Genomic DNA, 12,721 nt, shown 5'->3' on the forward strand with positions numbered 1-12,721 from the left:
GCTTTTGTCGTTTCTTTTCCCGCGGTCTCGGCTTTAATCCATTCCTCCAGGGTCTTCACATTCCGTTTTTTGGCTTCCTGTTTGATCTCGGATTTCACCGGAGTCTCTATAAAGCGGGCCGGCTCCAGATAATCCACGGTACCTTGACTGGCAAACTCCTCACCGCTGCCCAGCGGAATTTCAATTTTAGCCCCTGCAAATTGTGCCCCGTCCTTATAAATGGTACCCCGCTGAAAAGGTCCTGCTCCCAGGATCCAGGTGTCGCGGGCGGTACTCTTGGCCTGTAGCACTCCCGATTGCCAGACTCGTTCGCGGGTTTTCTGGTTATAGGCAAACACACTGATTTTTGCGGCAGCGGTCTGGTTATTCTTCTTCGCCAGTGAAATTTCCGGAATGGTAGGGATGGCAGGAGCCGCCGGCATCAACGTCGCAGCCGAGGACAGCATACTGCTGGCGGGAATTCCATAGTTTACTTCGTGGCCATTGGTAGCCAGCGTGCCGACACGAGCCTCGATCACGTAGTCCGCAGTCTCCTGCTTCTCCTGCATCAGGCAATTGGCGGCGACGATCTGCTGTCGCAACGAACTGATGATATAGTCCCCGTTGACAAAACCGACACCTTTGATGTTTTTGATGTAGGTTGTATCGAAATAGACTTTTTTGTTGGAGAGTGTGCTGAAATCGAGGTGTGAAATCGTCTGGTCAACGGCATCGGATGTCAGTAACTGCTCTGTCGCACTGTTACTGATCATTTTCCCGCAACCTGATAACAGGAATAACAGTCCAATGAGCAGACAGCTCTGAATGCGATTAGTAAGGCACCGATAAAAATCAAACATGAGTCTTGGCGATCGTCTTTTCAGCACAAAGTTCGACAACACGATTTCCACCGACTGAGCGGGAATCCCCGACAGACAGCAGCCCGGAAATACGGTGTGATGGGCAACAAGCATACGTAATACGAGAGAAGTCAATATTCACATTGACTCTTTGACTACATTCGTTGTTGTTAATTGTGTGGGAAAGTTGGCCAGAACCAGGAAGGAACTTTGACCAGAAGGTATGTCTGACTCACGCCGTAACAGCGACAGCCAGAGTCAGGATACAAGTCTGAATGATTTCTTAAATGAGAGGAGTTAAGTAATCACTCAAGGGCCGAAGTATAGCGAACACATCGTGAAACTCAAATATGATTTTGATCTTAACTAATTCTGCGTATTCCTTATCTATTCAAAGACTTATGACAACTTCTCAAATATTGGTTTACTCGAAAAACTCTGAATATTTCATTTTTTTAACGGGGAATGCGGGGACTGACGCCTCGACTGGCGGGAGAAAAGTCAGTGATGCGAGAAACAGAATCGGGCCACTTCCAGTCGGAAGCATGGTCTTGCGTCAAGCACAGGACTTCGCAGCTCGCTTCAATCTCTTCTACCGCTTCCGCAGTCAGTGATGCAACCTCTGCCAGTTCCTGGTAACCTCCCAGTCGAAAACATTCACTCAAGGCGCTCCAGGCTTTGCGACTTTCCATGACCGGAAACAGGCGTGCTGCCTGATGGAGAGGTTCAATCGCTTCCTGATAGCGTTCCTGTCGCAGGTAGGCTTCCCCCGTCAGAAACAGACGCATGGCTTCCAGGGGACCAGCATCTTCGATTGAAGCCAGTGCATCCAGAGCCTGTATGGGCATCCCCAGTTCCAGGTATCCTTCAGCGGCCATAATCTTGTGAATTACCTTGGGAGAAATATTATCTAACATGATCAATTCCTTTTTTACCGGTGGGGCAAGCAATCCATTGCCCGGTTGTAGTGTTGTTTTCAAATTCGTTTCAATCCCATGAAACGCTGACTCGATAGAATTCTTCATTGCAAGCTCTATACCAAACAGGAAACTCCAGCAGAAGATTTTCCCTATCTCAAGCCAGATCAACACTTTTAAACACGGAGAAAATTCCCTTCGTATCCGAACGATCCACTAAAATGCAGTTTCTACCCAATCCATATCTGTAACATCTACATCTCCCGATCCATGAACCGGTTTGATCAGAGGACACTACAAATCCGTGCGAAAACTTGCACTTCCCCCCAGAAACCGGCATGATAGAGGATACTTAATTCACCCGCCCTCGCCTGTGATCGGATTTCTTTTGAGACTGAGGATGAACTCAATGCTGTCGCTCTCCCTACCTGCTCTCCGGTGTTCTTTTTCATTTGTACTGATCCTGCTGTTCACTTCCGTTCTACTGGGTGTCTACTCAGGAACAGAGTGTGCCGCTGCGGAATCAGGTCGCCCGAACATTCTGTTTATCTTCACCGATGACCATGCCTCGCACGCCATGAGCTGTTATGGATCGAAGGTCAACGAGACCCCGAACCTGGATCGCATCGCCCGTGATGGGATGCGGTTTAATAACTGTTTCTGCACGAACAGCATCTGCGGCCCCAGTCGCGCTGTCATCCTGACTGGTAAACACAGCCATTTGAACGGGTTCAAACAGAATGGCAACAAATTTGATGGTTCACAGCAGACCTTCCCCAAGATTCTCCGAAAACATGGTTATCAGACAGCCATTGTCGGGAAATGGCACCTGGCCTCCGATCCCACCGGCTTCGACTACTCTGAAATTCTGATTGGCCAGGGCCCTTATTATAATCCTCCCATGATTAAAAACGGGAAGCGTGTTAAGCACGTGGGTTACACTACTGACATCATCACCGATCTGGCACTCGATTATCTCAAAAATGATCGTGATCCCGACAAGCCCTTCATGTTGATGTTCCAACACAAAGCGCCGCATCGTAACTGGCAACCCGGCCCAAAGTATCTCCACATGTACGATGATGTGACTATCCCGGAACCAGATAACCTGTTTGATGATTATGAGGGGCGTGGTACTGCTGCCCACCAGCAGGATATGACAATCGCAAAAACGATGACCCCGTTTGACCTGAAATTAACCCCACCCACCAATCTCACTCCCGAGCAACTGACGACCTGGAATGCAGCGTATGAACCCAAAAACGCAGCATTCCATAAAGCCAATCTCACCGGAAAGGATCTGGTGCGCTGGAAATATCAGCGTTACATGAAAGACTATCTCAGATGTGTCGCTTCCGTTGATGATAACGTCGGCCGCATGCTGGACTATCTGGAGTCGTCTGGCCTGGCAAAGAATACCGTTGTCATCTACTCTTCCGACCAGGGCTTTTACCTGGGAGATCATGGCTGGTTCGATAAACGCTTCATGTATGAAGAGTCATTCCGGATGCCCTTACTGGCGCGCTGGCCAGGCGTCATCAAGCCCGGCAGCGTCAATAACGACCTGGTATCCAACCTGGATTTTGCAGAGACTTTTCTGGATCTGGCCCAGGCACCGATCCCTGATGATATGCAGGGTGTGAGCCTGGTCCCCTTGTTCAAAGGGGAAGAAGTGAAATGGCGCGACAGTCTCTATTACCACTATTACGAATTCTACAATGATCGACGCTCAGCCCATATGGTCCGTCGTCATAATGGAGTTCGCACGAAACGCTATAAGCTGATTGACTTCTATAATCTGGGTGAATGGGAACTCTATGATCTGGAGAAAGATCCCCGTGAGATGAAAAACGTCTACTCTGAACCGGAATATGCCCAGGTAGTCAAAGACCTGAAAGCGGAGTTGAAGCTACTGCAGGCAAAATACCAGGTTCCAGATGACAGCGGTTCTGTCGCAAAAGATCCGCCTTCACTCCATCTCAAACCAGGAAAAAAAGGGACTGCACAGAAAAAGAAAGCAGCCGGCAAAAAATAATCCCGGCAAGTCCCACACTCCAACCGGGGGAGAGATTCGTAGCTGCGAATTACCCGGTCGCACATCGGCGAAAGCGGAGCGCCGCAACGGCATATTGACGCGGCCCCAGATCCCAGCGCCAGGGGGGCAGCATCTCCACATCTTCCACCAGTTTCGCCAGGGGTGCTTTGCCTTTCAGTTGCGCATACAACAGCCCGGGGTGCACTCCATGAAAAAAATTACGTGATGACAGCAGTTGAGAAAGGTACTGGGTGAATTGAAAATCAGGCACGTCCTTCAAATCAGCCGCCGATTCAGAAGAAACAAAATCACTGATGACAAGGCCCGCGCCCCCCTCCACAGTCAAATCCAGCACAGTACGGAAATGCTGTTCCCGGACTGCGACCATCAGTTCTTCAAACCGGGGATGACTCTCACCTGCCGCATGCACGACCTGAAGAATCAACTGACTCAAAATGCAGGTGGAACAGACGACATCAAACGGACCAGAAATATCCAGTTCGCGAGATTCGGATAACAAGGCCAAGATCTGCTGCAGTTCTTCCTCGCCCTGATCTCGATCCTTTTTGAAAGCTGCCAGCCTGTCGCCGACTCCCGTCAAATCCAGCACATGCAGGTGGATCGACGGGTCTTCAGAAACTGCCTGAAAATCGACCGCGTATTTTAAAGCGGTTTCATCCAGATCCACCAGATGAATTTCGCTGTACACTTGAGACAGCTTCTGTAAATCCAGATCGTTACAGTTACCCGCTCCCAGCACACATAACCGCCCGCCGGAGCTTTCAGCCAGATCGATGAGATACCCGGTGATCAAATTGCGATGTGCCGCCCCCTCTTCCCAGTTGGGACGGCTCGCCTGATTAAATCGAACTTCTTCCTCAAATAATTCATTCATTTCTGTTGTTGAAAGACTCCTCTGTCCATGATCGTAGCTCGGATTATACAGGTGAGGTCAACTGTAAGTCATGCACTGGATATATCAATCGAAAACTGGCAGGAAATGCATTTTTCGCTACCACTAAATCCTGATTTCAGCCAAACTGGTGGTCTATCAATCCTGAATGAGCCAGTGATTCCTGTCAGGCGAGCACGCCAACGAGCGAGCGGACCACGTTGGAGAACGTGTCATTTCAGGGCTGGTAAGACACTGGACTTTCTCCAGTTTTACTGTAGCGTCTCGAAGTCCATTTGCCCGAGCACCATAGATTGAGAAACGCTCTGGTTAAAAGGGGTGCCTTCTCGAGCATATTATTCACGATACCTTTCTGTCATTCCGAATGCTGATTGAAATGCTATTTTTTGTTATTGCCTGCCTTGTCCCTTCATTTTTCATCTCGTTTCTTGCCACGGCGGCGATGAGGAAACTGGCGCCGCGCTGGGGGCTCATTGATCAACCAGCACAGCGGAAGATGCATCTCACCCCCACTCCCCTTGGTGGAGGGGTGGGTATCTGGCTGGGGGTGATTATCCCGATCGTCTGCGCGCAGTTGATTGCATTCGTAATTGTAAAATCAGACCTTGATCCGTCCTGGATTCCCGCGGAACTCTTACCCCACCTGGAAGGGGTTCTCTATCGTTCCGGACAACTCTGGCTCGTGCTGGCAGGAGGCACGATTCTGGCTGTGATGGGGCTGCTTGACGATAAACTCAATATTTCCTGGAAACCTCGACTGATCATTCAATTACTCGTGGCGGGCGGGCTGGTCTGGGGAGGCATCCGAGGCACACTGTTTATTCAGCAGCCCTGGATCGGAATGCTGCTGACAGTCGCCTGGATCATCGTCCTGGTGAACTCTTTGAATTTCCTGGATAACATGGACGGCCTTACATCGGGCATCGGACTAATCGCCGCCGTCCTTTTCGCATTAATCATGTTGCGTTACACAGGGGAACCACGCTGGCTCGTAGCTGGGATACTGTTGGTCCTGGCTGGCTCGATCGCCGGTTTTTTATGCCATAACTGGCCTCCAGCAAAGATTTTTATGGGAGACTCGGGCAGCTATTTCATCGGGTTGATTCTGTCTACGATGACCATTCTGGGAACCTTTTATCCCGGTGAATCTTCAGACGGAGAAACTGTCATAAATCGACATGTCATCCTGGCACCACTTTGTATTCTGGCGATTCCCCTGTATGATTTCTGTACGGTCATGATCATTCGACTCAAAGAAGGTCGCAGCCCGTTCCACGCGGATAAAAGTCATTTCTCACATCGCCTGGTTGAACTCGGTTTAAGTAAGCGGGATACAGTTTTGACAATCCACCTCGCCACCTTGACTACGGGAATCGGGGGATTGATTCTGTACGAAGTCTCGTCCTGGAATGCGGCTCTGCTGGTGATGCTCATGATTCTCTGCGTCCTTTCGATCGTTACGATCCTGGAAAATGTAGGTCGGAAAAATCGGGAATGAGTAAGCAGCGCAAAAAAAAATCGCGACAGCCAGTTCCGGTTCAGACGACCTCAGCTGACAACTCTCCGCATTGGCTGACAGGAATACTCCAGGGAATCCAGCTCTTTCTGGCCGGTTTTCTGATCACCGCTCGTTACTTTCTGCCGGCTGAATCTGCTCCGGAAGGGGACACCCTCACGCTCGCGCTGGGCTGGTTCCTGATCGCAATCCTCTATGCTGGCAGCCTGCTGTCTGATCGTTCACGGTCATTTCGGCTGGACCGGTTCGACTTCGCGGTCTGGTTGCTGGTAGCCGGCCAGGTTGTATCCACACTGGTGATGATCTGGTTCGGGGAAGGTCAGCAGCGTGATGCTTTAAACATGATGTGGGAATGGGTCGCCCTGGGCTGCAGTTTCTCTCTGATCCGGCGCCAGTTTGCCACATCTGCGCTGCGCGGCACATTGATCCTGGGATTCATCACTACGGTAGTAGTCCTGTCAGTTTACGGAATCTGGCAGCATCATTGGATGTATGACCAACTCGCGAAAGAGTACCAGACTGCTCGACAGCAATACGATGCTACACTCTCACCCGAAGCGCAGCAAAAACTCCTTTCCATGGGAGTTCCCTCCGACGCTCTCCAGGGAAGCAGTCGTGATCTGTTTGAACAACGCTTGTTAAACAGTTCCGAACCGCTGGGCATGTTTGCGCTCGCGAACACGTTTGCCGGTCTGTTAATAGTGGGATTTCTGCTTTCGTTCGCAGTAACCATAGATTGTTTTTTCGGGAAATCTGCGTCCTCCGGATCACTCTGGAATCGGCTGAAACCAGGCGTTTTTCTACTCTCGACCCTCATCATCGGTTACTGCCTGATCCTGACGAAAAGCCGTACTGCCTGGATTGGACTCATAGGAGGTCTGATATTTCTGGGAGTTCTGAAACTGCTTCAGACACGCCGGAACGCAACAGCCGATCCGTTACTCTGGAACAAACAGATCCTCAAATGGGGAGGGCTCGCCGCAGTCCTCTGTGTTGGTTTTTTATTGTTGGCGACACTGAGTGGAGGCTTTGACCGCGCAGTGTTGACTGAAGCCCCCAAATCGCTTCAATACCGTATGGAATACTGGACCGCGACCTGGGATGTCATCAAAGAAAATCCGCTCTGGGGAACAGGCCCCGGTAATTTTCGTTCGCATTATCTGAAGTTCAAACTGCCTGGATCGAGCGAAGAAATCGCGGACCCACATAATTTCATTCTTGATGTCTGGGCAAACGCGGGCCTGATCGCACTCGCAGGATTACTGCTGATTCTGTGCCTGGCCTGCTATCGCTGGTTAATGCATCCGCCGCCCGATCCGGTTCTCTCGGAACGAACAACTCCTCTCAGCGAGAATTCCTTTTCTCACGATCAACTGTCGCTGCTGCTGGGATTTGGACTGTCGTTTGCCCTGCTCTGGGTAATTCAATTATTTGTCTTCTCCATTGATGAATCGAGACTCTGGCTGTTCTGTCCAGCTTGGCTGGCACTTTTCTTTATATTAAATGCCTGCACGAGATTGAGCCTGATCGGCAGTCAGGATTCAACGTCTTCAATATTGCCCCTGTCGTTCGGGGCAGGTTTTATCGCCTTATGCATCCATTTATCAGGTGCGGGGGGAATTGCCATGCCGGCCATCACGCAGACCTGGTTACTCCTGCTGGCCCTCGCTTTTCCCGTCATCACAGATTCTGCCAGAGCCAACATGAGTACAGTAGACCCGGCAGAGTCAGATTCGCCTCGAACTGCACCTGCTATACATTTGCGAACAGTTGCCTTGGCCGCCTGCCTGATCCTGACGTTTTTCTTTATCGTGTCATCGTTTGCGCCAACAATTCAGCGGAAATCGCTCGTATTACAAGCGGAACAGTCACTGATGCGTGGCTCATCCTTTCGTAATGCACAAGGTTATTTCAGTCAGGCCAGCCAGGTCGATCCAATCTCTCCGTCTCCCTGGCAGGCTTTGGCTGAGATCGAATTTCGCAAAGGAGAACAGAATCGAAGTGCGTTTGAGCAGGGTGTCGAGTGGAAAAAAGCGGTAATCCAGCGCGACCCGCTGAATCCGCGTCATTATTTTGACCTGGGTCGTCAGTGGGAACAGCAGTACCAGGCTTCACACCAGCAGGACGATCTGAAATCTGCTCTTGAAAACTTCAGACAGGCAGTCGACGGATATCCCCATAACGCCCTCTATCGGGCCACTTATGCGGAAGTCTTGTCGCAGGCCGGGCAACATGCAGCCAGCCAGCAACAGGCCCGACGTGCCATCGAACTGGACGAAGCAAACAGGCGAGGTCAACATGTGGACAAATACTTAAATGAAGACACGGTAAGTCGAATGAAAGAAATAATTAACGCAACTCGATCGAATCAGAATTGAACTCGGCCGTGCTTCGGCCCATAATAACAGAGTGTTCTCTGTCGGGGTCCGGTCTGACCTGATTTTCCTGACATTAATATTATGGTGATCAATTATATTCAAACTACTTCATTGCTGGTGAAATCATGAATTTACGAGCCGTCACGGCGATCATTGCTCTTGTCATAGCACTTGCCGGAACAGTCTGGCTGGGTCGAGGGAATGGAGATATCCAGTCGGCTGCTCCTGCTCCCAAACAGGTCGAGACCTCAGAAGACCGCCCGAAAATTTCTCCTACCGGCCCCTACCCCAAAGCGGTTGTAGAGAAACCACGTTACAACTTCGGCAGTATGGCGGTAGGACAGACGCTGTCCCATCATTTCGTTCTGAAAAATGAAGGGGAAGCACCGCTGGAAGTTAAAAAAGGAGCAACCACCTGTAAATGCACGCTCAGTGAAATGAAGGAGAACACGGTTGCCCCCGGAGAATCGGTCGAAATTGAATTAACCTGGACTCCCAAAAGTCCACAGGAACACTTTGGGCAGACCGCTACCATCTACACGAACGATCCGGAAAACCAGGAACTGAAACTGCAGATTGAGGGCATGGCTAACAACCTGATCGCTTTCACCGGCGACCATGAAGGCAGCCCCCACTGGTCCCTGCCTACCATGTCCACAACCGATCCGGTCTCGTTCACGGGGAAAATTCACACCAAATATCTGGACGAATTTAAGATTCTGGGAATCGAATCGAGCCAAAAGGGGCTGACATCGAAATTCAAGCCTCTCACAGCGGAAGAGCTCAAAGAAGCCGATGCGAAAACCGGTTATTCCATTGAAGTCACCGCTGATCCCGAACAGTTTCCACTGGGTGGATTCAACGAACGCCTCACAATCAAAACTGATATTCCTCATGATTTATCGCCCCCCGGTAGTGAAGAGGCACACGATCATCCGGAAGGGCATGACCACAAACATGATCATGAGCATGCCGAACCTTCAGGACCACGCAATTTCGTGATTCAGGTTTCAGGAAATCACACCGGCCCCATCCGCATTGTCCCGACATTTGGCGTACACTGGAATCCCCAGACCATGGTGTTGAACCTGGGCGAATTCTCAGCTAAAGAAGGCAAATCAGTTATCCTGTCCATGTTTGTTGAAGGCACAGAACAACCACTGGAAATTGTGGATCAGGAAATTGCTCCTGATTTTCTTGAATTTGAGCTGAAAAAAGATGAAAAATTTGAGTCAAAAAATAAACAGCGTTACGAATTGAAATTTGCCGTTCCGGCAGAGATGTCTCCTGTTTCCTTCGGCAGAACCAATCTCGCCAAAGTCAAACTGCAGACAAATCACCCCAATGCAAAAGTGATCGAATTTCGGGTCCAGTTTATTTCTCTGTAATCCCAGATCCAGAGAAATAAACGTGCCTGTATCTCAGTAAACCAGCAACATTTTTGATTGAAGACCTTTCCAGGGCCAGGGTCAGATCTACTTTGACGCAATACATCGTTTTGAGCTAAGATAAACCATGAGGAATTTCCCCATTGCTTACTTTCCTCAACCACCTCCACGGAAGGTCAAACTGCATGTTAAACAGCCGAATTTCAACCCCGTTAATCCTGATCGCGATTCTGATCCTCTCCCTGCAGACAGGGTGTGAAACAAGTTCCTCACCGGAAGCCAGTCTGGCCCCTGAGGAATCGAAACTGAACACTCCAGAAACACAATCAGAAAAACCGGTTACTGCGAAACCTGCTGCTGCCCCAGACTCTTCTGCTGCCTCACTCACACCACAGACGGCTCCTGCAGGATCTCCCCACGCTTCCACAGCGGTGAAAACGACAGCTGCTTCCACCGGTTCTCCAAAACCGTTGTTTAAAGACTGGCCTGCTCCCAAACTGGCGATTGTCTTGACTGGAGAGAGGCACGGTTATCTTGAGCCCTGTGGGTGTACCCAAAATCAGACCGGGGGCGTTTCACTGCTGGCAAATCTGTTTCAACAGATCGAAGAGCGAAAATGGCCTGTGACGGCCTTCGATCTCGGGGGGCTCGTCAAACGCAATCGCCGACAGAGCCAGATCAAATATGAAACCATTCTGGCTTCCATGAAAGACATGAACTACGCGGGCATCGGACTCGGCCCCGAAGAACTACGCTTCGGAGCAGACATCTTCCTGCAACTGCACAATCCGGAACCACAGGCTCCCAATACCACTCCCACTTTTCTCGCAGCCAATATCCTCTTCCTGGAAACTCCGGGACTCGGGAAAACGGCGTTTAAAATCGTAGAAGTCGGCGGCGTGAAAATGGCAGTCACGTCCATCCTGAGTAAAAGTTCCCCGACATCACATGGCAGGAACCTGCGAAAGTGCTGCCCGACGTCATTAAACAGATGCAGGCCGCGAAACCCGACCTGATGATTCTCCTCTCGCAGTCGGAAAAAGACGAATCAAAAGCACTCGCGGAAAAGTTCCCTGAATTTGACATTCTGCTGACAGCAGGCGGCGTAGAAGACCCGCTCGGAGAACCGGCGTTTATCGGTAAAACAATGATGGTGGATGTCGGCCACAAAGGAAAAAGTGCGGGAGTGGTGGGCTACTATCCCGATCAGGCTGACAAGGCAGATCCCTCAAAACGCTTCCGTTTTACCGTGATCGAACTGGATAAACAGCGGTTCCAAAACACTCCGAAAATGGCTGAGCACATGCAGTTCTACCAGGACCGTCTCAAACAGGAAGACCTCGCCGCGAAAGAACTGCCCATTGATCATCCCCGCGGTGCCACCTTTGTCGGCGCTGAAACCTGTGGCGAATGCCACACCAAAGCATATGAAAAATGGCTGACCACCGCACATGCACACGCCTACCAGAGCCTGATTGAAGGCCGCCAGGATCAGATAGAACGTGGTGAGAAAATCATCTCCCGAATTTATGATCCCGAATGCCTCTCCTGCCATGTCACCGGCTGGCACCCCCAGGAAGTGATTCGATACACAAGCGGATTCGTCAACAAGCAGGAATCCCCCCATCTGTTAGGCCAGCAGTGTGAAAACTGCCACGGTCCCGGCAGCGGCCATATCAAACTGGTTGAAATGGATCAGCTGGAAGAAGCCAAAAAAGTCATGCGGGTCACACTTGCTGAGGCCAAAAAGAATACCTGCTATCAGTGTCACGATCTCGACAACAGCCCCAAATTTGAATTCGATTCCTACTGGGAAAAAATCAAACATCCCTGGCGTGATTAACAGATCAGCAAGAGCGATCACTACTTTCATTACTCTATTTCAGATGGCTCTCGTTCAATGCTGGAAATCGAACAAAAATTCCGGATTCATGACAAAGATAAACTCATCGACCAGTTGGCGCATCTGGGGGCGATGCGTGGTGAGCCTGTCGAACAGCACGATTACTATTTTGCACATCCCGTGCGAAATTTTGCGGAAACAGATGAAGCACTCCGCATTCGCCGCAATGGCACTGACAACCGGATTACCTACAAAGGTCCGAAACGGGCTACCGTCAGCAAGGTGCGGCAGGAGATCGAACTCGGGTTTGAGTCGGGAGAGTCCACATTTGAGCAACTGGCAGAAATGCTGGAACTGCTCGGCTTCGAACAGGTGCGGACGGTCAAAAAACGACGTACACCTTACACTTATCCCCACCATCAACATTCGTTTGAAATCACGATCGACGAAGTTCAGGAACTGGGAACCTTTGCAGAAATCGAATTGCTGGCGGAAGAAGATCAGCTCGCTCAGGCAGAAGCAGCGATCATCGAACTGGCAAAAACTCTTGGACTGTCCAATCAAATTCGGCTGTCTTATCTGGGCATGCTGATGGATCGGGAAACGGAATCGGCTTCGGAATAAGCTTCTTCTTTTTTTCGAAGCTTTCCCCGCTTTTATTCCTTTTCAGACTGGTGAGATTCTGAAATAATTGTCGACAGCTATAAATGTCTCATGTTTTCTATTGTGACAGGAGAGGAAATATTTTAATGTATCTTTGTCCACAATAGACATTTCTTTTAAAACCATGGGTCGAGACGGCGTTCAATAATAGCGTCCCCGCAATTCTCGATAAATTAGGCAGTTGCTTCGCCTGACGAACTCGAACTCAATGCGGGGCAAGTGTCATATT

General features: G+C 50.2%; 10 protein-coding genes. 7 read left to right on the forward strand and 3 right to left on the reverse strand.

What is annotated here, in order from left to right; all coding sequences use genetic code 11:
- The coding region (locus tag AACZ40_RS11095; protein WP_339674443.1) for a DUF6655 family protein at positions 1-752 on the reverse strand (752 nt) is incomplete at its 3' end.
- Between the two features lie 542 nt (positions 753-1,294).
- Complete coding sequence (locus AACZ40_RS11100; protein ID WP_291180083.1) at positions 1,295-1,756, reverse strand: hypothetical protein; 462 nt, start codon at positions 1,754-1,756, stop codon at positions 1,295-1,297.
- A gap of 409 nt (positions 1,757-2,165) precedes the next feature.
- On the opposite strand from AACZ40_RS11100, the gene AACZ40_RS11105 reads away from it, so the two are divergent.
- The gene (locus AACZ40_RS11105; RefSeq protein WP_291180080.1) at positions 2,166-3,791 is read left to right on the forward strand and encodes a sulfatase; all 1,626 of its coding nucleotides are present in this window, start codon (positions 2,166-2,168) and stop codon (positions 3,789-3,791) included.
- Positions 3,792-3,840: 49 nt separating this feature from the next.
- Here the strand turns inward: AACZ40_RS11105 and AACZ40_RS11110 are convergent, their stop codons facing one another.
- The gene (locus AACZ40_RS11110) at positions 3,841-4,686 is read right to left on the reverse strand and encodes a hypothetical protein (protein WP_291180077.1); all 846 of its coding nucleotides are present in this window, start codon (positions 4,684-4,686) and stop codon (positions 3,841-3,843) included.
- A gap of 394 nt (positions 4,687-5,080) precedes the next feature.
- Between AACZ40_RS11110 and AACZ40_RS11115 the strand changes: the two genes are divergently transcribed.
- From AACZ40_RS11115 to cyaB, 6 genes are all read left to right on the forward strand, one after another.
- Entirely contained in the window at positions 5,081-6,202 is a 1,122-nt protein-coding gene (locus AACZ40_RS11115; RefSeq protein WP_291180074.1) for an MraY family glycosyltransferase, read from the forward strand.
- Positions 6,199-8,598: an O-antigen ligase family protein gene (locus tag AACZ40_RS11120; RefSeq protein WP_291180071.1), complete on the forward strand. Its 2,400-nt coding sequence runs from the start codon at positions 6,199-6,201 to the stop codon at positions 8,596-8,598. Before AACZ40_RS11115 ends, AACZ40_RS11120 begins: the two co-directional genes overlap by 4 nt.
- A 125-nt stretch (positions 8,599-8,723) precedes the next feature.
- Positions 8,724-9,986 carry a DUF1573 domain-containing protein gene (locus AACZ40_RS11125; RefSeq protein ID WP_291180069.1) on the forward strand — a complete coding sequence of 421 codons (1,263 nt, stop codon included), beginning with the start codon at positions 8,724-8,726 and terminating at the stop codon, positions 9,984-9,986.
- A 185-nt stretch (positions 9,987-10,171) separates the two neighbouring features.
- The gene (locus AACZ40_RS11130) at positions 10,172-11,002 is read left to right on the forward strand and encodes a hypothetical protein (RefSeq protein WP_339674444.1); all 831 of its coding nucleotides are present in this window, start codon (positions 10,172-10,174) and stop codon (positions 11,000-11,002) included.
- Positions 10,954-11,829, forward strand: coding sequence for a multiheme c-type cytochrome (locus AACZ40_RS11135; RefSeq protein ID WP_339674445.1), 876 nt, complete (start codon positions 10,954-10,956; stop codon positions 11,827-11,829). Before AACZ40_RS11130 ends, AACZ40_RS11135 begins: the two co-directional genes overlap by 49 nt.
- A gap of 57 nt (positions 11,830-11,886) precedes the next feature.
- Positions 11,887-12,453: a class IV adenylate cyclase gene (gene cyaB / locus AACZ40_RS11140; protein WP_291180063.1), complete on the forward strand. Its 567-nt coding sequence runs from the start codon at positions 11,887-11,889 to the stop codon at positions 12,451-12,453.
- The last annotated feature ends 268 nt before the right edge of the window (positions 12,454-12,721 follow it).

This window comes from uncultured Gimesia sp., assembly GCF_963972345.1.
Classification (GTDB): domain Bacteria; phylum Planctomycetota; class Planctomycetia; order Planctomycetales; family Planctomycetaceae; genus Gimesia.

What these genes read in the sequence shown, in the direction of transcription:
- AACZ40_RS11100 (WP_291180083.1), bottom strand. Translation starts at nt 1,756, where the DNA reads ATGTTAGATAATATTTCTCCCAAGGTAATTCACAAGATTATGGCCGCT.
- AACZ40_RS11105 (WP_291180080.1), top strand. Translation starts at nt 2,166, where the DNA reads ATGCTGTCGCTCTCCCTACCTGCTCTCCGGTGTTCTTTTTCATTTGTA.
- AACZ40_RS11110 (WP_291180077.1), bottom strand. Translation starts at nt 4,686, where the DNA reads ATGAATGAATTATTTGAGGAAGAAGTTCGATTTAATCAGGCGAGCCGT.
- AACZ40_RS11115 (WP_291180074.1), top strand. Translation starts at nt 5,081, where the DNA reads ATGCTATTTTTTGTTATTGCCTGCCTTGTCCCTTCATTTTTCATCTCG.
- AACZ40_RS11120 (WP_291180071.1), top strand. Translation starts at nt 6,199, where the DNA reads ATGAGTAAGCAGCGCAAAAAAAAATCGCGACAGCCAGTTCCGGTTCAG.
- AACZ40_RS11125 (WP_291180069.1), top strand. Translation starts at nt 8,724, where the DNA reads ATGAATTTACGAGCCGTCACGGCGATCATTGCTCTTGTCATAGCACTT.
- AACZ40_RS11130 (WP_339674444.1), top strand. Translation starts at nt 10,172, where the DNA reads ATGTTAAACAGCCGAATTTCAACCCCGTTAATCCTGATCGCGATTCTG.
- cyaB (WP_291180063.1), top strand. Translation starts at nt 11,887, where the DNA reads ATGCTGGAAATCGAACAAAAATTCCGGATTCATGACAAAGATAAACTC.